The organism is Sphaerisporangium cinnabarinum, from assembly GCF_055567015.1.
The window spans coordinates 1-22764 of sequence record NZ_JBVHRG010000011.1; the positions used below are offsets into that span (position 1 = coordinate 1).

At 69.6% G+C, this 22764-nt stretch carries 16 protein-coding genes and 1 pseudogene; 11 read left to right on the top strand and 6 right to left on the bottom strand.

Annotated features, from left to right (window positions below):
- Positions 1-40 precede the first annotated feature (40 nt).
- Positions 41-1159: pseudogene (locus ACZ4MO_RS15500) on the bottom strand (IS256 family transposase); the annotation flags it as partial.
- A gap of 341 nt (positions 1160-1500) precedes the next feature.
- On the opposite strand from ACZ4MO_RS15500, the gene ACZ4MO_RS15505 reads away from it, so the two are divergent.
- From ACZ4MO_RS15505 to ACZ4MO_RS15545, 9 genes are all read left to right on the top strand, one after another.
- Positions 1501-2013 carry an NYN domain-containing protein gene (locus ACZ4MO_RS15505; RefSeq protein ID WP_175009217.1) on the top strand — a complete coding sequence of 171 codons (513 nt, stop codon included), beginning with the start codon at positions 1501-1503 and terminating at the stop codon, positions 2011-2013.
- Positions 2013-4103 (top strand): N-6 DNA methylase, encoded by a 2091-nt coding sequence (locus ACZ4MO_RS15510; protein WP_499279202.1) that lies wholly within the window; start codon positions 2013-2015, stop codon positions 4101-4103. The genes ACZ4MO_RS15505 and ACZ4MO_RS15510 overlap by 1 nt, the downstream gene beginning before the upstream one ends.
- A 76-nt stretch (positions 4104-4179) precedes the next feature.
- Entirely contained in the window at positions 4180-6150 is a 1971-nt protein-coding gene (locus ACZ4MO_RS15515) for an N-6 DNA methylase (protein WP_175009219.1), read from the top strand.
- The gene (locus ACZ4MO_RS15520) at positions 6150-7505 is read left to right on the top strand and encodes a restriction endonuclease subunit S (protein WP_175009220.1); all 1356 of its coding nucleotides are present in this window, start codon (positions 6150-6152) and stop codon (positions 7503-7505) included. The genes ACZ4MO_RS15515 and ACZ4MO_RS15520 overlap by 1 nt, the downstream gene beginning before the upstream one ends.
- Positions 7502-10495 (top strand): DEAD/DEAH box helicase family protein, encoded by a 2994-nt coding sequence (locus tag ACZ4MO_RS15525; protein ID WP_175009221.1) that lies wholly within the window; start codon positions 7502-7504, stop codon positions 10493-10495. Before ACZ4MO_RS15520 ends, ACZ4MO_RS15525 begins: the two co-directional genes overlap by 4 nt.
- A gap of 344 nt (positions 10496-10839) precedes the next feature.
- Positions 10840-11874, top strand: coding sequence for a nucleotidyltransferase domain-containing protein (locus ACZ4MO_RS15530; protein WP_175009222.1), 1035 nt, complete (start codon positions 10840-10842; stop codon positions 11872-11874).
- A 502-nt stretch (positions 11875-12376) separates the two neighbouring features.
- On the top strand, positions 12377-12913 hold the full coding sequence (locus tag ACZ4MO_RS15535) for a hypothetical protein (RefSeq protein WP_175009223.1): 537 nt from the start codon (positions 12377-12379) through the stop codon (positions 12911-12913).
- A 58-nt stretch (positions 12914-12971) separates the two neighbouring features.
- Positions 12972-13967, top strand: coding sequence for a DUF4268 domain-containing protein (locus tag ACZ4MO_RS15540; RefSeq protein WP_175009224.1), 996 nt, complete (start codon positions 12972-12974; stop codon positions 13965-13967).
- A gap of 284 nt (positions 13968-14251) precedes the next feature.
- Entirely contained in the window at positions 14252-15484 is a 1233-nt protein-coding gene (locus ACZ4MO_RS15545) for an FAD-dependent oxidoreductase (protein ID WP_175009225.1), read from the top strand.
- Between the two features lie 90 nt (positions 15485-15574).
- Here the strand turns inward: ACZ4MO_RS15545 and ACZ4MO_RS15550 are convergent, their stop codons facing one another.
- The 4 genes from ACZ4MO_RS15550 to ACZ4MO_RS15565 form a co-directional block, all read right to left on the bottom strand.
- Positions 15575-16708: a bifunctional 2-methylcitrate synthase/citrate synthase gene (locus ACZ4MO_RS15550; RefSeq protein ID WP_175009226.1), complete on the bottom strand. Its 1134-nt coding sequence runs from the start codon at positions 16706-16708 to the stop codon at positions 15575-15577.
- 81 nt (positions 16709-16789) lie between these two features.
- Positions 16790-17707: a methylisocitrate lyase gene (prpB, locus tag ACZ4MO_RS15555; protein WP_108047790.1), complete on the bottom strand. Its 918-nt coding sequence runs from the start codon at positions 17705-17707 to the stop codon at positions 16790-16792.
- The gene (locus tag ACZ4MO_RS15560; protein ID WP_175009227.1) at positions 17707-19323 is read right to left on the bottom strand and encodes an MmgE/PrpD family protein; all 1617 of its coding nucleotides are present in this window, start codon (positions 19321-19323) and stop codon (positions 17707-17709) included. The genes prpB and ACZ4MO_RS15560 overlap by 1 nt, the downstream gene beginning before the upstream one ends.
- A 29-nt stretch (positions 19324-19352) precedes the next feature.
- Positions 19353-20084: an FCD domain-containing protein gene (locus ACZ4MO_RS15565; RefSeq protein WP_175009228.1), complete on the bottom strand. Its 732-nt coding sequence runs from the start codon at positions 20082-20084 to the stop codon at positions 19353-19355.
- Between the two features lie 119 nt (positions 20085-20203).
- Here ACZ4MO_RS15565 and ACZ4MO_RS15570 point away from each other — a divergent pair, with 119 nt between their 5' ends.
- Positions 20204-20959 (top strand): SDR family oxidoreductase, encoded by a 756-nt coding sequence (locus ACZ4MO_RS15570; protein ID WP_499279204.1) that lies wholly within the window; start codon positions 20204-20206, stop codon positions 20957-20959.
- Positions 20956-21891 (top strand): RNA polymerase sigma factor SigJ, encoded by a 936-nt coding sequence (gene sigJ, locus ACZ4MO_RS15575; protein WP_175009230.1) that lies wholly within the window; start codon positions 20956-20958, stop codon positions 21889-21891. Before ACZ4MO_RS15570 ends, sigJ begins: the two co-directional genes overlap by 4 nt.
- Positions 21892-21898: 7 nt before the next feature.
- On the opposite strand, the gene ACZ4MO_RS15580 is transcribed toward sigJ, so the two are convergent.
- Entirely contained in the window at positions 21899-22639 is a 741-nt protein-coding gene (locus tag ACZ4MO_RS15580; RefSeq protein ID WP_209828612.1) for a DUF2625 family protein, read from the bottom strand.
- Positions 22640-22764 lie beyond the last annotated feature (125 nt).

Genomic DNA, 22764 nt, shown 5'->3' on the forward strand with positions numbered 1-22764 from the left:
CTTGAACTCAGGCGGGAACTTCTTAGGCACAACGACATCCTTCCAGCAGGACCTCGTCCCGCAGATGGAGTGTCAACCGTTCCTGCAGCAGTCCCTTGTTCGGGAAGATGCCCACGACGTTGGTGCGTCGCTTGATCTCCTTGTTGAGCCGCTCGATGGGGTTGGTCGACCAGATCTTGCGCCAGTGCGCTCGGGGGAAGGCCGTGAAGGCGGTGATGTCGGCCTTGGCATCTTGGAGCATGTCGCAGACCTCGGGCATCGATGCGTGCAGGCTGTGTGCGACGTGATCGAGCTGAGCGGTCACGGCCGCCGGGTTCGAGGCGGAGAAGATCGTGCGGACCCATGCGACGAGCATGTCGCCGTCACGGCCGGCCTTGGCGAGCAGGTTGCGCATGAAGTGGACACTGCACCGCTGCCAGGTGGCGCCCTGGAACACGGTGCAGATCGCGGCCTTGAGGCCTGCGTGGGCGTCCGAGCTCACCAGACGCACCCCGGTAAGGCCGCGGTCCTTGAGCGAGCGCAGGAACTCGGTCCAGAACACCTCGGTCTCCGAGTCGCCCACCGCGATGCCCAGCACCTCACGGTGCCCGTTGGCGGTGACCGCGGTCGCGACGACCACGGCCTGGGAGACCACGTGCCCACCAACACGGGACTTGCAGTAGGTCGCGTCGAGGAACACGTACGGGTACTCGACCCCGCCGAGGTCGCGGGTGCGCCACGCACCCACCTCAGCGTCCAGGGCAGCGCAGATCCGCGAGACCTCCGACTTCGAGATCCCGGTGCCACCCATCGCGGTCACCAGGTCGTCCACCCGGCGGGTCGAGACACCCTCGACGTAGGCCTGCATGATCACCGCGTGCAACGCCTTGTCGATACGCCGACGAGGCTCGAGCAACGCCGGGAAGAACGACCCCGTGCGGGTCTTAGGGATCTTCACCTCCACATCCCCGACCCCGGTCGTGACCGTCTTGGGGCGCGTGCCGTTGCGCTGCGTCCTGCGCGCCGGGGTCCGCTCGTGCATCCCGGCACCGATCACGGCCGCCGCTTCAGCATCAACGAGCTCTTGCAGCATCCGCTGCAACATCACCGCCATCGCGCTTCCCTCGGCGTGGAGGACCTCGCTCAGCAAGGTGAGCAAGGCAGACTGATCCAAGGCCATCGTGGTGTTCCTTCCGTGAGTTCCTGAGCAGGTCCTCACCAAGCCTCACGCGATGGCCGCCAGCCTCCCCGGAACGACACGACCGTCCAGGTCAACGACGACCAGACCGAGTTACACCACGCCCAGGGACGCTCCCCGAGGACCCGCTCCGATTGCCGGGCGCGTTGCCGCAGGTCAAAGACCCGACATGGGTCGCAGCGGGTGAGATCGGCGTGTGAATTCACGAGCGCTGCTGCTGTGAATCTAACCAAGGCCTTGCCTACCCAGGCCGGATGGTCTACTGTTCCACTCATCGGGTCAGGCGCCCTTGGCCGGACTCACGGATCTAGGCGAGGTGAAGCATGCAGACGAAGACGGGTGGTCGCTTCGACCTGGGCCGTGACTTCGGAGGAACGGGACGCCGCCTCGTGCTGGTGGATGTCGAGAACCTTCTCGGCCGCCGCTACATCACTCGGGCCTGCGCGTCCTGGGCTGCGGCACAGGTCCGTGAGGTGCTCGACCTTCGCCCGACCGATCAGGTTGTGGTCGGCACGAGCCACCAGGAGAACCTCGTGGCCGCGGTGATCGGGTGGCAGGACGCCCGCCACGTCTTCGACGCCGGAGCGGATGGCGCGGAGCGCGCGCTACTCACGGTCCTCACCGAGAACGTCGCAGACCGCTTCACCGAGGTCGTCGTCGTTTCGGGTGACCACATCTTCACTGAAGCCCTCGCGGGCCTCGCGGCTCTCGGGGTCGCGACGACGGTCGTCGCCCAGTCGGCGAGGCTTTCCCAGAGCCTGCGGATGGCCGCCGAGCGGGTTCTGTGCCCGCAGATCCAGTTCTTCGGCCCTGTCGTTGAAGGGAACGTGGCTTGATGACTGCCCAGAGACTGATCCGCCCCAGCGACATCGCCAGCCTCGCGGGCGTGAGCGCCGCAGCCGTGGCCAACTGGCGTGCGCGCGCGGACGACTTCCCTGAGCTCGCCGGCGGCACGTCCGCTCGCCCGCTTTACGACTATGACGCCGTCGTGGCCTGGCTTCGCGAGAACGGCAAGAACGTCCGCGAGACGACCGCCGCCGACCTCCTGTGGTCATTCATGGACACTGTTCGTGGTGTTCTCGGGCCGGAGCAGGCGGGGCGTCTGGCGCTGTCGCTCCTCGTGGTTCACAAGGCCGCTCTCTCATCTCCCGATGTCGCCTCCCTGTGGGCATCGGCAACGCAGGCCGATGCCACCCACCCCGAGGCTGCCCTCAGCGGTCTCTTCCGCGGCGCCGCCGACCTCATCCCGGGCGGCCACAACCTGCTCCATGACCGTTGGCCCCGCACGGACCTCCCTGGCAGCGGCCTGCCGAGCCTCCTCGGTACGCTGGAGCGGATCGCTGAGGCCGAGCTTCCCGAAGCGGCGTCCGCCGTCGTCGACCGGATGGCCCGCTCGCAGGGTCGCATGACCGGCGTGTCCGGGGCCGTCGACTCCGCCTCGGCCCAACTGCTCGCCTCGCTGGCAACCCGCACGAATCTCGTGAACGCTAGCGCCAGCAAGACCACGAGGCTCTCCGGAGAGGCACACGCCACCCTCGCCAACGCTCTGCCCGAGATCCTCGACCTCTTGGCACCCACCACGGCAATCCGCTCGGCGTACGACCCGGCGTGCGGCATCAGCGAGGCACTGCTCGCCATCCACATCGCTGAGCCCAGGGCGTCACTGACCGGTCGTGACGTCGATGCGGACACGATCCAGGTCGCACGTCAGCGAGCCTTCCTCACCGGGATCGAGGTCGACCTCGCGATCGCCGACACGCTACGCGAGGACCCGTGGCCCAGTGGCCGAGCCGATGCGGTCGTGGTGGAGCCCCCACTCGGGCTGTCCTCCCGAGAGCGCCTCCCCGACTTCGACAAGCGCTGGCAGTTCGGCACTCCGAACGGCCCCGCGATGGACCTCGCCTGGCTTCAGGACGCTGTCGCCCACCTCTCCTCAAGCGGACGAGGGTACGTCCTCCAACCGGCCGGATCGCTGTTCCGCACAGGATCGGCCGGAGCGATCCGCCGCGAGTTGGTCGCTGCCGGCTGCATCGAGGCTGTCATCGCTCTGCCTGCGAACCTCCTCACCTACACGGGGATCCCTCTGTTCGCGGTCGTCGTGCGCCCGGCGACGGACCCAACCGACGCGGTGACGTTCATCGACGCGTCCACCTCCGACGGCGTCAGGCACACGACCGTGCCCCTTGCCGATCTTCTTGCCAGTGCCGATGCCAACCTCACCCCTGCGATGCACCTCGCCGACGCGAGCGTCGCCGACGTCGACTTTGCCTACCAGGCCAAGGCGTCGTGGTCGGCTGTGGCCGAGACCGTCAAGGCGCTTCACGCGACCACCGTTCCGACCATCCCGCGGGTGAACTTCGCCGGGACACGCGTGATGTCCATTGGCGAGCTGGTCAAGTCGGGAGCCGTACGCGAGATGTGGCGTGGTTCGGTCCGACCGGGCGAGGGAGGATCGATACCCGAGAACGTTGTCCGCCCTCAGCACGTACGCGAAGGGCTGCCCGAACCCGCCGGCGGAGAGCTTGCACCGCGTGAGCGCCTCACCGCGCCCGGCGACGTGCTCCTGACAACTCAACTCAGCATCGAGAGCACGGTCGATGAGACCGGCGGTCATGCGGTCTCCAACCAGGTCACCGTGCTTTCGCTTCACCCCGACGCCCTCCGCCCGCGCTTCGTCGCGTTGGCGATCAAGGGCGAGTGGAACGATCGCTTCCTCATGGGGTCGGCGATCAAGCGCGCCAACGTCAAGGATCTCGAGATCCCGCTCCCGAGCCTTGGCATCCAGGACGAGATCATCTCCTCCCTCACCGCGGCCGCCGCTCTCGCAGCCGCAGCCGATGAGGCACGTGCCCGAACGAGCACCTACGTCGCCGACGTCATGGCCGCCGTCCGGTACGGCGCCAACCTGACCCCAGCGGGCGCCTGAAATCTCCTCAGTCGAACGAACTGTCAGCCCTGACCAGCACACTTACTCCCAAGAACCGTAACGACCAAGGAACCTCATGAGCCCCGCCGCCAATGTCCAGAAGATCGCCTCGTTCATCTGGGGGATCGCTGACGACGTCCTGCGCGACCTGTACGTCCGCGGCAAGTACCGCGATGTCATCCTTCCCTTCACGGTGCTGCGCCGTCTCGACGCCGTGCTCGAGCCCACCAAACAGCAGGTCCTCGACATGAAGAAGATGCTCGACGATGCCGAGATCATCGACCAGGACCAGTCGCTGCGAGACGCCGCCGGCCAGGCGTTCTGGAACAGCTCGCCCTTCACGCTGCGCGAGCTGCGGGGCCGGTCCTCCCAGGCCCGCCTGCAGCAGGACTTCGAGGCGTACCTCAATGGGTTCAGCCCCAACGTGCAGAACATCATTGAGAACTTCGAGGTGCGCCAGCAGATCCCCAAGCTGGCCAGGGCGGACGCCCTCGGTGCGCTGATCGAGAAGTTCCTCGACCCGGCAATCGACCTCAGCCCTGAGGGTTTGGACAACCACGCAATGGGCACCGTCTTCGAGGAGCTCGTGCGCCGTTTCAACGAGGCGAACAACGAGGAGGCCGGCGAGCACTGGACCCCTCGCGACGCGGTGCGCCTGATGACCCGGCTCATCTTCGATCCCGTTGCCGACCAGCTCCCCGACGGCACCTACACCCTCTACGACGGCGCCATGGGCACCGGCGGCATGCTCACGGTCGCTGAGGAGACCCTCCAGGACCTTGCCGCCAAGCAGGGCAAGCGGATCGTCACCAACCTGTTCGGCCAAGAGATCAACGCCGAGACCTACGCTATCGCCGTCGCAGACCTCCTCCTGAAGGGCGAGGGCGCCAACGCCGACGGGCTCGTCGGCGGCCCGGAGTATTCAACGCTCTCGAACGACGCCTACCAGGGCCGGACCTTCGACTTCATGCTCTCCAACCCGCCCTACGGCAAGAGCTGGGCAACCGACCAGCAGCGCATGGGCGGCAAGAAGGAGATCATCGACCCGCGCTTCATCGTCGACCATGGCGGCGACGCCGAGTTCAGCCTCATCACCCGGTCCAGCGACGGGCAGATGCTCTTCCTGGCCAACATGGTCTCGAAGATGAAGAAAAACACCCCGCTCGGCAGCCGCATTGCCGAGGTCCACAACGGGTCCTCGCTCTTTACAGGGGACGCCGGCCAGGGCGAGTCGAACATCCGCCGCTACATCATCGAGAACGACTGGCTCGAAGCGATCATCGCCCTGCCACTGAACATGTTCTACAACACCGGCATCGCGACGTACATCTGGGTCCTCACGAACCGCAAGCCCGAGCATCGCAAGGGCAAGGTCCAACTCATCGACGCCACCGACTGGTACACGCCGCTGCGCAAGAACCTCGGCAACAAGAATCGCGAGCTCGGTCCCGCCGACATCGAGCGGATCATGGCAGCGTTCAACGACTTCGAGAAGTCCGATGTCGACGGCGACCGTTCGAAGGTCTTTGTCAACGCCGAGTTCGGCTACTCGAAGGTCACCGTGGAGCGCCCGCTCCGGCTCAGGGGTCTCGACCCCAACACGATCTACTCGGCATCCGCCATCAAGAAGCTGCTCGAGGCTAGGATCGCCAAGCCCGACGCCGGCGCAGCGCCTGTCGTCACCAAGGTCCACCCCAAGGGTGTTGAGGCTGACCCCCTGCTCGGCCGGTACGAGGTGACCTTCCGCGGCAAGCCCGCCGTCGTGTCCTACCTGCCCGACGCCGCCCTGCGCGACACCGAGCAGATCCCCCTGCTCGAGCCCGCCGGCGAGTGGCGCGACGGCATCGAGGCGTTCATCCGCCGCGAGGTGCTCCCGTACGCGGAGGACGCCTGGGTCGACGAGGCCAAGACCAAGATCGGCTACGAGATCAGCTTCACCAAGCACTTCTACAAGCCAGCGCCCCTGCGGACGCTTGACGAGATCCGCGCCGACATCCTCGCCCTCGAAGCCGAGTCCGACACCCTCATCGCGGAGATCGCCCACTGATGTTCCAAGACCTCAAGCCGTACGACACGTACGGGAACCAGGCACACGCGTGGATCCCGGCATTTCCCGCCGCATGGGCTGTTACTCCTGGCGCTGGCGCGCTCACCGAGGTCCGCACCCGTAACGATGGGCTCCGCGAGACGACCGTTCTTTCGCTGAGCTACGGCCGCGTGGTCGTCAAGCCCACAGACAAGCTCCACGGGCTCGTTCCGGCGTCCTATGAGACGTACCAGATTCTCGAGCCAGGGGATATCGTCTTCCGACCCACGGACCTCCAGAACGACCAGCGGAGTATCCGGGTAGGCGCCGTCGAGGATCGCGGGATCATTACGTCTGCGTACATCGGCCTGCGTCCTCGCGGCATCGACCCGCAGTTCGCCTTTCTGTACCTCAGGGCGCTCGACTACCTGAAGGTGTTCTACGGGATGGGGTCTGGGCTTCGTCAGAACATCGACTTCCGCGACTTCAAACGCCTTCCTATTCCTGTGCCTCCGGTCGAGGAGCAGCGGGCGATCGTCACGTACCTCGCTCATGCCCACCAGCGCATCGATAAGGCCATCGCCACCAAGCGGCATCTCATCTCCCTCTTGGCGGAGGAGCGCAGGGCGGTGGCACGAGAAGTCCTCCAGGCGTCGTCCGGCCGCACTGTCGCGCTCAAGCGGTTCCTCGACGCACTCATCGACTGCGAACACAAGACGGCGCCGTTCTCGGAGACCGGCACCAAGAGAATCGTCAGGACGGCGGGTGTCCGCGATGGCGCACTCGTGATGGCGGGCACCTATCCGACCACCGATGAGGCCTACGACGCATGGACGCAGCGCGGTGTCCCGCGGGCGGGGGACGTCGTCTTCACGCGAGAAGCGCCAGCTGGGGAAGCGTGCGTCATTCCTACAGGCTTGGAGCTCGCGCTGGGGCAGCGCACGGTTCTCATGAGGCCCCGCGCATCCAGTCTGGACCCGAACTATCTCGTCCAGCAGATCTACGCGGGACCGGCACGAACGGCGATCGAACTCGCTTCGCAGGGATCCACCGTCGGCCACTTCAACATGAGCGATATTGCCAACCTCCCGATTCCGATCGTCGACCTGCAAGAACAGCAGGCCGCCATCGGGACCATCAAGGAGGAGACGGACCGAATCGACGAGGCGATCTCGGTGTCTAGGGCCGAGATCGGACTGCTGGAGGAGTTCCGCACTCGACTGACCGCCGACGTCGTAACAGGCCAGATCGATGTGCGAGTGATCGCGGCGTCGCTGCCGCCGATCGAGCTCGCTGGCGTGTTCGCTGCGTCGACGGGTGCTGGCGATGCAGAAGATGATGAGACGGCCGTCGAGGCCGATGTGGAGGATGAATGAACGCGGCTCTGATGAACGAGGAGAGCCTGGAGGCCCTCGTCGTCAAGCAGATGGTCGAGGCTGGCTGGAAGCAGGGGATCATCACCCCAGCACTCGCCGTCGTCGATGCTGCCCAGCAGGTTCCTGTGTCGTTCGCTCCCGGGTACGGGCTCGACGTTCAGCAGCTCGCCGTCTTCCTGCAGGAGACCCAGCCAGCCGTAGCTGAGGCGGTCGGGCTCGCGGATGACTGGGCGACGGAGACCCCAGCGCGGACGAAGTTCCTGGCCAAGCTCCAGGGTGAGATCACCAAGAACGGCGTCGTGCAGGTGCTGCGCCGCGGCTTCGGCCACGGCGCGGTGCCACACATCAACTTCTACTACCCGATGCCGACGCCGGGGAACACGATGGCCGAGGCGCTGCACTCAGCGAACCGGTGGGTTGTCGCGCGGCAGGTCCACTACTCGCCGGTAGACGCGGGCAAGTCGCTCGACCTGGTCGCGTTCGTCAACGGCCTGCCCATCGCGACGTTCGAGCTGAAGAACTACATCACCAAGCAGACGGTCGCCGACGCCGTCGCGCAGTACCAGGTCGACCGCAATCCGAAGGAGCTGTTGTTCCAGCCGGGGCGGTGCCTGGCGCACTTCGCCGTTGACGACAAGCGCGTGAAGTTCTGTGCTGAGCTCGCGGGCCCGAAGTCGTGGTTTCTGCCGTTCGACAAGGGCTACCAGGACGGCGCCGGCAACCCGCCGAACCCCGACGGCCTGATGACGGACTACCTGTGGCGGCAGATCCTCGCGCCCTCGTCGCTGGCGGACATCATCGAGAACTACGCCCAGGTCACCACGACCAAGGACGCCAAGACGGGCAAGAAGTCGAGCAAGACGATCTTCCCGCGCTACCACCAGCTCGACGTGGTGCGTCGCCTGCTCGCCGACGTCGAGGCGACGGATGCCGGGCGCCGCTACCTGATCCAGCACTCGGCCGGGTCGGGCAAGTCCAACTCGATCGCATGGCTGGCCCACCAGCTCATCGAGGCCAAGCACGACGGCGCGAACGCCGTCGACTCGGTGCTGGTCGTGACCGACCGGCGCGTGCTGGACGGTCAGATCAGGGACACGATCAAGTCCTTCACGCAGGTCGGGTCGACGGTCGCGCACGCCGAGCACTCCAGCGACCTGAAGAACGCGATCGAGGCCGGCAAGCGCATCATCATCACGACGGTCCAGAAGTTCCCCTACATCGTCGGGAGCCTGGGCGCCGAGCACCGGGGCCGGAAGTTCGCCGTCATCATCGACGAGGCCCACTCCTCCCAGACGGGCAAGGCTGCCGCGGCGCTCTCTGGATCGCTGTCCGCCGAGGGCGCTCAGGGCGATGAGGAGTCGGCCGAGGACATGCTGCTGCGGATGGTCGAGCAGAAGAAACTGCCGGCCAACGCCTCGTACTTCGCGTTCACGGCGACCCCGAAGAACAAGACGCTCGAGCTCTTCGGCGAGCCGGTTCCCGGCGAGGTGGGCAAGCGCCCGTTTCACTCGTACACGATGAAGCAGGCGATCCAGGAGGGGTTCATCCTCGACGTCCTGCAGGGGTACGTGCCCGTCGAGAGTTACTACAAGCTCGTCAAGACCGTCGAGGACGACCCCGAGTTCGACGCGTCCCGGGCGTCGAAGAAGCTGCGCGCCTACGTCGAGGGGCACGAGACCGCGATCCGCAAGAAGGCCGAGATCATGGTCGACCACTTCCACACCCAGGTGATCGGCAAGCACAAGATCGGCGGGAAGGCCCGCGCGATGGTCGTGACCAAGACGATCGCCCGCGCGATCGACTACTACGAGGCCATCCGTGACTACCTCGTCGAGCGCGGCAGCCCGTACAAGGCGATCGTCGCGTTCTCCGACTTCGAGCGCGACGGCAAGAAAATCACGGAGGCCGACTACAACGGCTTCCCCGGCAAGGAGATCCCGGTACGGATCCAGGAGGACCCGTACCGGATCCTCGTCGTGGCCGACAAGTACCAGACCGGGTACGACGAGCCGCTGCTGCACACCATGTACGTCGACAAGCCGCTGTCGAGCGTGCTCGCGGTGCAGACGCTATCGCGGCTCAACCGTGCCCGGCCCGGCAAGACCGACACCGCGGTGCTCGACTTCGCCAACACCGCCGACGAGATCCGCGCCGCGTTCGAGCCGTACTACCGCACCACGGTCCTTGCCGGCGAGACCGACCCGGACAAGCTGCACGACCTGCAGGGCGCGCTCGCCCGCGCCGGCATCTACTCCGACGAGGACGTCGACCGGTTCGTCGCACTCTTCCTCGACGAGAACGTCGACCGGTCCCAGCTCGACCCGATCCTCGATCACTGCGCCGCGGAGTACATCGAGCAGCTCGACGAGGACGAGCAGATCGAGTTCAAGAGCCAGGCCAAGGCGTTCGTGCGGACTTACTCGTTCCTCTCCCTCGTCCTGCCGTTCAGCAACGTCGGCTGGGAGAAGCTGTCGATCTTCCTCGGTCTGCTCCTCCCCAAGCTGCCCGCGCCCGAGGAGACCGACCTTTCGGCCGGCATCCTCGAGACCATCGACATGGACTCCTACCGCATCGAGAAGCGCGAGGAGGTCTCGATCGCGCTCGCCGACGCCGAGGGCGAGCTGGAGCCGGTCCCGACCGGCGGCGGGGGGCGCGGCACGGACCCCGAGCTCGAGCGGCTGTCGGAGATCCTCAACCAGTTCAACGACCTGTTCGGCAACATCAACTGGGACGACGCCGACCGCATCCGGGACCGGATCACCACCGAGATCCCCGAGCGGGTACTCGCCGACCAGGACTACGCCAACGCCCGCGCGAACAACGACGCCGACAACGCCAAGCTCGCCATGACCGCGGCCCTGCAAAAGGTCATGCAGGGCATGCTTCGCGACGAGACCCAGCTCTTCAAGCAGTTCGTTGACAACCCGGACTTCAAGTCCTGGCTGACCGACGCGGTGTTCCGTTCGACCTACGACAAGAAGGCGTCGTGATCGGGGACCCCAACCCGCTCGCTCGACGGTTCGACCAGCACAAACACCAGTTCGTCGGGTTTTCCATACCGCCGTCCACAGGTCCGCTGGACCATCGTCGGCCGCGCGTCAGACACTACCCGTATGATCTAAAGAACAGCCGTGTAACTCTGGTTCCGGCTGCAGAACGCATCGGGCCCGGTGCTGGAACACCGGGCCCGTGCACGACAACCGAATCATCACCCCAGACACGGGGCGGGGCTGTCCGAGTTCTTGCGGAACTTCGGTTCAATCCTCGCACAACTTTGAGAACCCGCAGGACGGGTTCCGTGGCCGTGTCGTGAACACGAATGCGAGGTGGCCACATGGCCCTCAGCAACACCTACCCGACACTCGAGCAACTGCTCGAGGAGGCCCGGCGGCGGATCCAGGTCGCTCCCGAGGAGCTCGACGAGGCGAAGCGGCGGCGTAGCGCAGTCCGGGACGCCCTGCGCAAGGAGTTCCCCGGCTCGCGCGTCTACTACAACGGGTCGGTCGCCCACGGCGACGCCCTGACGCCTCTCACCGACGTCGACCTGGGCGTCGTGGTCCCGGACCCCGACTCTGAGTACGGTCCCGGCAAGCGAGGCCCCCGCTCGCTCCAGGACCGCGCGGCCAACGCGGTGAAGCGCGAGCTGAAGGCCGAGTTCGGTGACCTGCGGGTGGAGGTCGAGGGCCGCAAGCGCTCGATCCTGGTGCGGTTCAACGACCCGGTGCGCGACGGCTGGGACGACTTCACCGCCGACATCATCGTCGCCCTCGACAACCCGCACGGTGCCGGCCTCTACATCCCCCGGTACAACACCTGGGACCGGTCGCACCCTGAGAAGCACACCGAGCTCGTCCGTGACGCGATCGAGTCGTCGAAGGTCCGGTTCGCGCGCGCTGTGCGCCTGCTCAAGCACTGGAACCGCAACTGGTCCGAGCCCGCCTTGTGCACGTGGCACATCAAGGTCCTCGCCCTCGGGTGCCTCACCGAGCCCGGCCGCATCCTTCCCGGACTCATCGACTGGTTCGAGTGCGCCGCCAAGCAGATCAACGTCGGCCCCACCCCGGACCCGGCCAACGTGGGACCAGACATCAAGACCGCGATCGCGAAGACCGACGCCGTCCGGCGACTGCGCGTCGCAGCCGAAAAGCTCGCTGAGGCCCAGAAGCTTGAGCAGGACAGATGGCCGGTCCTCGCCCACTCGAAGCTGGCCGAGGTGTTCAACGACCCGGAGATGCTGCCTGCACCGCCCGACGAGTCCGTCCGGCTCCAGGAAGCAGAGCGCATCCGGCGCCGCACGCAACGCACCCACACCGGGCCGGCGCTCGTGGGAGCAGTACCGCCGGTGCGGTCGTGGTCGTGGGAGTGGTGACCGCCGGCATTCCCGGCCCGTACCAGGGACCACCCAGTTGGACCTGGTACGGGCGGGACCCCGCGTGGAGGCTGCCGTTCGAGGCCGCCGCGCGGCGGTACCACGGTGACGAGCTCATGCGGACCATCGAGGGGGACAGACTGACCTACCGCCTGGGTGCGCTAGTAGTTGCCGGTCGCCCCGACCCTGTTCCAGTCGAGATCATCTTCTACGCCCGACAGCTCGACCGACACTTCGGCCTTCCCGCACGCGATATGCCACTCGTCTACGCGGACCCGGGAGCGATGTCGCCCCATCGGAACGGAGACGACTCATTGTGCTTGTGGTTTCCCGGAGATCCGGTGGAGCGACGCTGGCGTAGTGAACTCGGGCTGCGGGTTCTCCTGGACCTCATCTCCGAGCACCTGTTTGCCGAGCTGCACTGGCGGGCCACGGGGGGCGCACGGCGCGGGGAGTGGGTGCTCGGTGAGGCACCCCATGGTTTCCCGAACGGCAGAGCCGCATGAGCGGGAGCGGAGCAGCAACATGGTCGGCCCTCGGGTGGAGCGCCAGCGACTGGGCGGTCATCGTCGGGGCTGTCGCTGCGGCGATCGTCGCCGCCCTTGTCGCCGTCGGCGGTTACTTCGCGCAGCAGCGGATCGCGCGACGGGAACGTCGGCACACCGTCTATGCCGAGGCGCTTCGCGCCGTCGAGGACTACCTCGAAGCGCCGTACCTCGTCGCCCGCCACGATGGCTCCGCGACCACCCGCCAAGCACTCGTGCAGCACATCAGTGAGGTCCAGTCCCGCCTCAACTACTACTGCGGCCTCTTGCGGCTCCACGCTCCGAAGCATGTTCACAAGACCTACGACGCGTACGTGGCAGCTGCGCGTAAAGAAGCCGGTGCGCAGATGACCGCTGCATGGCAGTCCAAACCGGTCAAGCGCGACGGTGATGTACCTCGAGGGACAGGGTTCCCGCGAGACGGTTCATCCGCGGCGCGGGAGCGAGTCATCAGCGCGATGAAGCACCCCATCCTGGCTCGGTGGAGGGTGTGAGCGTTGGCTACCGTCTCTCAGCACACGACCGCCTCGAAGGCGCGGATAGGCTCTCGTCATGGCTGCTGAACTGGGTCGGCTGACATCAGTCCCCGCTCGACAGGTGTGGCCGGATGAGGCTCAGGACTTCACGCCGTGGCTCTTGCAGAACGTCGATGTCCTGTCAGATCTGCTTGGGATGGACCTCGTCCTCGATGTTGCAGAGCACCCGGTTGGCGGCTTCTCCCTCGACCTCCTCGGCCGCGACGAGGCAACCGACCGCGCGGTGATCGTCGAGAACCAGCTGGAGCAGTCCGACCATCTGCACCTGGGCCAGATCCTGACTTACGCGGCCGGCACCGATCCAGCGACGATCGTCTGGATCGCAACGTCGTTCCGCGAGGAACACCGTGCTGCGATCGACTGGCTCAACGAGCGCACCAACGAGGAGACCCGCTTCTTCGGCGTCGAGATCGACGTCGTACGGATCGGCGACTCCACACCAGCGCCGAACTTCCGGCTCGTGGCCAAACCCAACGACTGGGGCAAGCAGGTTAAGGCCGCCGTAACACCTGGACCTGCGGATGAGCGGGCCAAGCTCCGCCGTGAGTTCTGGGAAGCCACGCTCCAACAGATTCGAGAACGGCACCCTAGCTGGACGCGCGCTCGGACGACTGCCGCAGACTGGTGTGACGTACCGACCGGCGTCGGCGGCGTGAAGTACTCGATGGCTTGGACGAAGGACGGCCTCGTCGAGCAGGTCTGGTTCGGAGATCGCGATCCGGCGGTCAACGGCCGGCGCTTCGAAGCAGTACTAGCTCACCGGGAGACCTTTGAGTCGCTCGTCGGCCCCGAGCTGCGATGGGAGCGGATGGAGGGTCGCAAGGCGACCAAGATCGTGCTGCCCTCGCCGTATCCCGAGATCGAGGACCGCGCCCAGTGGTCACAGATGGCCGAGTGGCTGATCGCGAAGCAGGAGCTCTTTCGCAAGGCTTTCGACGCAATCGGCGGCATTCCTCAAGTCGCGAGCGACGCCTTCGCGTCGCCAGCGCCGTCGGGCGGGCTGGGCATCTAAGTGGGCATCTACGGCATCCCCACGGGCCCCGACAGCGAGCGACGGCCACAGACGGCAAAGCGCGGAATCTCGTGCGTTTCCGCAGGTCGCTGAACCCGTTACTGCCCTTCGGGACGAAGAGGTCGCAGGTTCAAATCCTGTCACCCCGACCAGCCGAGAGGCCCGGGATCCGCGAAGGATCCCGGGCCTCTCGTCGTTCTCCCACCCGCCGCTCCCCCGGCGGCGCGCCCCGGTTCGCGCGAGACTGAGGCCGTCCGCTGTCCCGAACCACCGCGGAGGTCGCCATGAGCGCTGGACGTCACGTCGTCGTCGGAGGAGGGCTCGCCGCGGCGAAGGCGGTCGAGACGCTGCGCGCGGAGGGCTACGACGGCGGGATCACCGTCGTCGCGCGCGAGCCGCACCGCCCGTACGAGCGCCCGCCGCTGTCCAAGGACTACCTGCGCGGTGAGGCCGAGCGTGACGCCGTGTTCCCGCTCGCGGCGGACTGGTATGCCGAGCACGACGTCGAGGTCCTCACCGGGACCACGGCGACGTCCCTCGACCTCGCCGGGCGGGGCGTGACGCTCGACGACGGCCGCGCGCTGTCGTACGAGAAGCTGCTGCTCGCGACCGGCTCGGACCCCCGCCGGATTCCCCTGCCCGGCGGCGACCTGGACGGCGTCCACGAGCTCCGCACGCTCGACGACAGCGACGCCCTGTCCGGCGCGCTGCGGGCGGCACGGGACGACGGCGTCGGGCGGCTCGCCGTCGTCGGCGACGGCTGGATCGGGCTGGAGGTCGCGGCGTCCGCCCGCACGCTCGGGCTCGACGTCACCGTGATGGGGCTCGGCACCCACCCGCTCGAGCGCGTGCTGGGACCCGAGATGGGTGAGCTGTACGGGCAGGTCCACACCGACCACGGGGTGCACCTCCACCGCCGTGCGCAGGTCACGGGCATCTCCGGCGACGGTCGTCGGGCGACGGGGGTGGACCTCGCCGACGGCACCCACGTCGATGCGGACCTCGTGCTCGTCGCCGTGGGCGCGGTCCCGAACGTCGGGCTCGCGCGGGACGCCGGGCTCGCCCTCGACTCGGCGACAGGCGGCGTCGTCGCGTCCGCGACGCTCCAGACCACCGACCCCGACGTCTTCGTCGCGGGTGACGTCGCGAGCGTGCCCTCGGCGCGCTACGGGCGGTCGCTGCGCGTCGAGCACTGGGCGACCGCGCTCCACCAGGGCCCGCACGCCGCGCGCGCGATGCTCGGTGCGACCGACCCCTACCTCGAGCTGCCCTACTTCTTCTCCGACCAGTACGACGTCGGCATGGAGTACCTCGGCTTCGTCGCCGGTCCCGATGCCTACGACGAGGTCGTGGTCTCCGGCTCCGTCCCCGACCGCGAGCTCGTCGCGTTCTGGCTCAAGGACGGCCGCGTCGAGGCCGGCATGGCCGTCAACGTCTGGGACCGCATGGAGGACGTCAAGGCACTGATCCACCGCGACGCCGTCGACCGCGCCGAGCTGGTCTCCTTCGTCAACTGACTCCCCGCTGCGCTCGGCGAACATGCGGTTGCCGCCCGTCCGGGACCCGGAGCGAGCAGCAACCGCATGTTCGGCGGGAAGGGCTGCGCGTCAGGGGAGGGCGCGCTCGGGCGAGCCGACGTACTGGCTGAGCGGGCGGATGAGGGCGTTGGCGGCGCGCTGCTCCATGACGTGGGCGGTCCAGCCGACGACGCGCGACGCGACGAACAGCGGCGTGAACATCGGGGTGTCGAAGCCCATGAGGTGGTAGGCCGGGCCGGCCGGGTAGTCGAGGTTCGGCAGGATGTTCTTGCGCTCGGTCATCGCGGTCTCGAGCGCGGTGTAGAGCTCGAGGAGGTCCGGGCGGTCGTAGTGCTCGACGAGGTCGTCGAGCGTCGCCCGCATGGTGGGGACGCGCGAGTCGCCGTGCTTGTAGACGCGGTGCCCGAAGCCCATGATCTTGCGCTTGTGGGCGAGCGCGTCGTCGAGCCACGCCGCGGCGCGGTCGGCGGTGCCGATCTCGGCGAACGTCGCCATGACGGCCTCGTTCGCGCCACCGTGCAGCGGACCCTTGAGCGCGCCCACGGCGCCTGTCACGGCGGAGTGCAGGTCGGACAGCGTGGACGTGATGACACGCGCCGTGAAGGTGGACGCGTTGAACGAGTGCTCGGCGTACAGCACCATCGACACCTCGAACGCGCGCACGACGGCGGGCTCGGGCTCCTCGCCGAACGTCATCCACAGGAAGTTCTCGGCGTAGGAGAGGTCGTCGCGCGGCTCGACGAGCTGGAGGCCGCGCCGACGGCGCTGGTCGAGCGCGACGGCGGCGGGCAGCACGGCCCACAGGCGGACCGCCTTGGCCTGCTCGGCCTCGGGCGAGGAGTCCTCGGCGTCGGGGTCGTGCGCGCCGAGCTGGGAGACGGCGGTGCGGACGACGTCCATGGGGTGGCACGTCGTCGGGAGCTCGAGGATCGCGTTGCGCACGTGGCCGGGCAGCGCGCGGTGCGCCCGCTCGACGGCGGTCTGCTCGGCGAGCTGGTCCGGCGTGGGCAGCTCGCCGTGCCACAGGAGGTACGCGACCTCCTCGAAGCTGCGGCGCGCGGCGAGGTCCTGGACCGGGTAGCCGCGGTACAGGAGCGAGTTCGTCTCGGGGTTGACCTTCGAGATCGCGGTGACGTCGACGACGACGCCCGCGAGGCCCTTGCGGATCTCGGGCGCGTCGGTGGTCGGTGCGGTGGTGGTCATGCGGTCACTCCTTCGTGCAGCACGGGTCGCGGGGGAGATGCCGGTGCCGCGGCCCCACGGGCGCGCGGCACCGGCCGGTCGTCAGGGCCGGTAGGTGAAGATGCCCTCGTCGAAGGTGTTGTAGGCGGCGTAGTCGAGCAGCTCGTAGAGGCGCGCGCGCGTCTGCATGCCCTCGACCTGCCCCGCCTGCGTGCCGGTGGCGGCGATCTCGTCGAGCGCGCGCTCGGCGGCGCCCATCGCGACCCGCAGGAGCGTGACGGGGTAGATGATCAGCCGCACGCCCGCGTCGCCGAGCTGGCGGCGCGTGAAGAGCTCGGACTTGCCGAACTCGGTCATGTTGGCGAGCACGGGCACGTCCACGGCCGACGCGACGGCCTCGAACTCCGACAGGTCCTTCATCGCCTCGGGGAAGATCGCGTCGGCGCCCGCGTCGACGAGCGCCTTGGCGCGGTCGATCGCGGCGCGCAGCCCCGCGTCGCCGGGGATCGTGCCGCGGACGTCGGTGCGCGCCATGATGAGGAAGCCCGGGTCGCGGCGCGCGTCGGCCGCCGCGCGGACGCGCTTCGCCGCCTCGTCGAGCCCGACGACCTCCTTGCCGTCGAGGTGGCCGCACCGCTTGGGGTTGACCTGGTCCTCGACGTGCGCGCCCGCGACGCCCGCGTCCTCGAGCGCCTGGACGGTGCGCGCGACGTTCATCGGCTCGCCGAAGCCGGTGTCGGCGTCGACGAGCGCGGGCAGGTCGGTCACGCGCGCGATCTGCTGCGAGCGCCCCGCGACCTCCGTGAGGGTCGTGAGGCCGATGTCGGGCAGGCCGAGGTCCGCCGACAGCACGGCCCCCGACACGTACACGCCCTCGAAGCCCTTGTCCTGGACCAGGCGTGCGGACAGCGGGTTGAACGCGCCGGGGAGCCGCAGCGGCTCCCCCGTGGTCGCCGCGGCGTCGAGCGCCGCGCGGAACGCGCGCCGCTTGTCCGACGGCGTCACCTGGCTGTACAGCATCAGCGGGCCTCTCCCTCGGTCGTCGCGTCCGCCTCGTGCATGGTGAAGCCCTCGCCCTCGAACGCGGCGGGCGCCTCGCCGGCGTCGTCGCGCCCCAGCTCGAACAGGCCGGTCGGGGTGGGGACGGAGTCGAGGAGCCCGGGCCGCCCGACGATCGTCAGCTCGCGCACCTCCGCGGGCGTGAGCTCCGGGAGCCGCTGCGCGAGATCGAGGAAGCGCTCGATCTCGGCGTCCTCGAGGACGCCCGCGGCGAGCGTGCGGAACTTCTTCACGTACTGCTCGCGGCCGAACGGCCGCGCCCCGAGCGGGTGCGCGTCGGCGACGGCGATCTCGCGGACGAGGCGGCCGCCGTCGGCCAGCTCGATCTCCACGCGCCCGCCGAACGCCTTCTCGGCCGGGTCGGTCGAGTGGTAGCGGCGCGTCCACTCGGGGTCCTCCGCCGTCGTGACCTTGGCCCACAGCGCGACGGTGTCGGGGCGGCCCGCGCGCTCCGGGGCGTACGAGTCGACGTGGTGCCAGCCGCCGTCCTGCAGCGCGACCGCGAAGATGTAGGGGATCGAGTGGTCGAGCGTCTCGCGCGACGCCGTCGGGTCGTACTTCTGCGGGTCGTTCGCGCCCGAGCCGATGACGTAGTGGGTGTGGTGGCTCGTGTGGATGACGATCGACGCGACGTTCTCGGGGTCGGCGAGCCACGGGTGCTCGTCGTGCAGGGCCCGCGCGAGGTCGATGAGCGCCTGCGACTGGTACTCCGCGGAGTGCTCCTTGGTGTACGTGTCGAGGATCGCGGTCTTGGGCTCGCCCGGGGCCGGGAGCACGACGTCGTACGCCGCGTCCGGGCCGTCGAGCAGCCACGCGACGACGCCGTCCTCGCCCTCGTAGATCGGCTCGGGCGACGTCTGCCCGCGCATCGCCCGGTCGACGGCCTCGACCGCGACCTTGCCCGCGAACGCCGGGGCGTGCGCCTTCCACGTGGAGATCTGGCCCTTGCGGGACTGGCGCGTGGCCGTCGTCGTGTGCAGGGCCTGGCCGATCGCCTGGAACACCGTCTCGGTGTCGAGGCCGAGCAGCGTCCCGATGCCCGCGGCGGCAGACGGCCCGAGGTGCGCGACGTGGTCGATCTTGTGCCGGTGCAGGCTGATCGCGCGCACGAGGTCGACCTGGACCTCGTAGCCGGTCGTGATCGCGCGGACGACCGCGGCGCCGTCGGACCCGGCGTGCTGCGCGACGGCGAGGATCGGCGGGATGTTGTCGCCCGGGTGGGAGTACTCGGCGGCGAGGAACGTGTCGTGGAAGTCGAGCTCGCGCACCGCGACGCCGTTCGCCCAGGCCGCCCACTCGGGGCTCGTGCGGGTGGTGAGCTCGCAGCCGAACACCGTCGCGCCCGGCGTGTACGGGTGCGCGAGCGCCTGGCCGCGCGCCGCGACGGCCGGGCCGCGCGTGAGGCTGGCCGCGGCGACGGCCGCGTTGTCGATGACGCGGTTGATCACCATGTCGACGGCCTCGGGCGTGACCTCGACGGGGTCGGTCGCGAGCTCGGCGAGCTTCCACGCGAGCTGGTCGGTGCGGTCGAGCGGCTCCGCGCTGGGGTAGACGCGCAGGTGGTGGGTGTACGGCATCGGTGTCTCCGTCGTGCGGTGGGCGGTGGTCAGGGGAGGTCGTCGGTCGTCGGCCCCGCGCCGCGCAGCGACTGCTCGGCGAGGGCGGCGCTGCGCTCGATGTGGGCGCGCATCGCCGCCTCGGCGGCGGCGGCGTCGCGGCTCGCGATCGCGTCGGCGACGGCGCGGTGCTCGTCGACGTGGTCGGTGGTGCCGACGCGGCGGCGCGCGGCGAGCGCGCGGTACCGGTCCACGTGGCCGCGGATCTGGCGCAGGAGCGCGGAGCCCCAGCGGTTGTCGGCGAGCGCCTCGATCTCGCCGTGGAACTGGGCGCCGATGCGCAGCACCTCGTCCTCGTGGTCGCGGACCGCGTCCATGAGCGTGACGAGGCGCGCGAGCCGCGCGACGTCGTCGGGCGTGGCGCGCTCGCACGCGTCCCGGGCGAGGAGGCCCTCGAGGCGGGCGCGCACGTCGTAGACGCGCCGCGCGTCGGCGAGGTCGAGGGGCGCGACGCGCACTCCCCCGGTCGGCAGCTCGACGACGAGCGCCTCGGCCTGGAGCAGCCGCAGCGCCTCGCGCACCGGGGTCCGCGAGACGCCGAGCTCGGCGGAGAGCACGGGCTCGGTGAGCCGCGCGTCGGGCGCGAGGGAGCCGTCGATGATGCGGCCGCGCAGGAGGTCGTAGACCGCGCGGGCCCCCGACTGGCGGCGTGCGAGGCCCGCGTCGCCGGGCGCCGTCATGGCCTGCCCGACGGCGGCGCGCAGCTCGGGCGTCGTCGTCACCCGGCCATCGTGCCACAGCCTCTGCGCACTTGTATACAACTCTGCTCGCGCCCCTGACCCGCGACGCGATGTCACATCGCGGGGCGCCACGTCGTCGTCCGGGCATGAGGATCGCCGTGGTGGGTGGGACAGGGACCGTCGGTCGGCACGTCGTGGCGGAGCTGGCCGCGCCCGGCCACGAGGTGCGGGCGCTGAGCAGGCACGCGCGGGAGCACCCCGTCGACCTGACGACGGGCGCGGGCCTCGCCGCCGCGCTCGACGGCGTCGACGTCGTGGTCGACGCGAGCAGCACCGCGACGTCCCTGCGGCACGTGCGCGCGGCGGTCGTCGACGGGACGCGGCGCCTGCTCGCCGCAGAGCGCGACGCCGGGGTGCGGCACCACGTGCTCGTGTCGGTGGTGGGGTGCCACGATGTGCCGATGGCCTACTACGCCGCCAAGGTCGCGCAGGAGCGCGAGGTCACGGACGGGGGCGTGCCGTGGACCGTCGTCGCGGCGACCCAGTTCCACGAGCTCGTCGCCGCGACGCTCGGGGCCGCGGCGCGCCGGGGCGTCGTGCCCCTGCTGCGCGCCCCGGTCCAGCCGGTCGCCGCCGCCGAGGCGGGCGTCGCGGTCGCGGACGCCGCCGTGCGCGACCCGCTCGGCGGCACCACGACCGTCGCAGGTCCCGAGGTGCTCGACCTGCGCGACGCGGCGCGCGCCTGGCGCGCCGCGACCGGCTCGCGCGCCCTCCCCGTGCGGGTGCCGCTCCCCGGCGCGCTCGGTCGCGCGCTGCGCGCCGGCGGCCTCACCGACCCGCTCCCCGACGTCCGCGGCACCACGACGTTCCGGGACTGGCTCGCCGCGCAGCGCGCCGAGCGGGCGGCGGTGCGATGACCGGCCAGGCCGCGGACGACCTCGCGCGCGCGTTCGAGGCCGAGCGCCCGCGCCTCCTGCGCCTCGCCTACACGACCACCGGCTCCTGGTCCGACGCCGAGGACTGCGTCCAGGACGCGTGGCTGCGGCTGCGCACCCAGGACGCGGGCGCGATCCGCAACCTCGCGGCCTGGCTGACGACGACGGTCGGGCGGCTCGCGCTCGACGTGCTCGGGAGCGCGCGGGCACGCCGCGAGCGGTACGTCGGGACGTGGCTCCCGGAGCCGGTCGTGACGACCCCGGGCGCCGCCTCGCCGGTCGCCGCGGGCACCGTCGACGCGGCGGACCCGGCCGACCGCGTGACGCTCGACGAGGAGGTGAGCATGGCCCTGCTCGTCGTGCTCGAGCGCCTCTCCCCCGCGCAGCGCGTCGCGTTCGTGCTCCACGACGTGTTCGGGCTGCCCTTCGACGAGGTGGGCGACGTCGTCGGGCGCTCGCCCGCCGCCGTCCGCCAGCTCGCGGCGCGCGCCCGCAAGGACGTGGAGGCGGGGCGGCCGCGCGGGACCGCGACGCGCGCCGAGCAGGCCCGCGTCGTCGAGGCGTTCGTCGCGGCCTGCTCCGCCGCCGACCTGCCGGCCCTGCTCGCGGTGCTCGACCCCGACGTCGTGCTGCGGGGCGACGGCGGCGGCAAGGTCCGCGCGCTGCGGCACACCGTGCGCGGGGCGGGGACGGCGGGTCCCGTGCTGCTCAGCTACCTGCGCACGCCGCCCGAGGCGATGCGCCGCGTCGACGTCAACGGCGCGCCCGGGCTGCTCCTGCGCGACGGGTCCGGGGTGCTCACGGTGATCGCCTTCACCGTGGACGAGGGGCGCGTGGCCGCGATCGACGTGGTGCGCAACCCCGACAAGCTGAGCACGGTGCCCGCGAGCCTCCTCGGCGAGGACCTCCCGTGACCGGGGGTCAGTGACGGTAGCCGTCGGCGGGCCAGCCGCCGTAGCCGTCGAGGTGCTCGTCGGCGTCGCGCACGTAGTCGTCGACCGGGGCCATGCGCTCGGCCATCTCGAAGTGCCAGTCCACGAGCTCGCCGAGCGGGACGGGCGTGCGCGACGACCGGGCGACGTCGCGTCCTTCCTCCGACCACAGGGGCGGGTAGACGCTCAGCCCCTCGTCGAGGCGCACGGTGCCGATCTCGTCGTACCAGCCGGGCCAGCGCACGGGCGCGTAGAACTCGGCGGTCCCCCCGCTCACGGACCACTCGAGGAACGCGGCCTGGCCGAACCCGAGGTCGAGCCACGAGAGCGAGCCGGGCGCGAAGTAGTGGACGTTGCCGAGCGGGCCCGGGAGCCCGCCGCCGTTGATCGCGAACGTGCCGCCGAGCACGTCGTACGCGACGACGAGGACGGACGGCGCGACGCTGTCCTCGCCCGGCTCCCCGAGGCCGTTGACGGTCGCGAGGTCCGGCAGCCCGGCCCCGCCCCCGCCGATGATCCGGAGCCAGCCGCCGTCGACGAGGACCCCACCGGTGTGCAGGGCGAGGGCGCCGAGGGTCGAGCGGACGGTGACCTGGAGCCGGTAGAGGACCTCGAGCGACCAGGCGGGTGCGGGCACGACCTCGACGCCGCCGCGACCCAGCATGCGCGAGAGCGTCGGCCACGCCGGGTCGTCGACCGCAGCGAGCTCCGCAGCCGTCCGCACTGTCATGGCCGGATCATGCCAGATGTTGCCCGTCAGCAGGAGTCCTGGTAAAAGCACGAGGCCCCTGCGCGCCCGGCTCGTCCGGCGATGCGCCGAAAAGACCGGTTCCCCGCCGTGACCGGCCCCGGGTC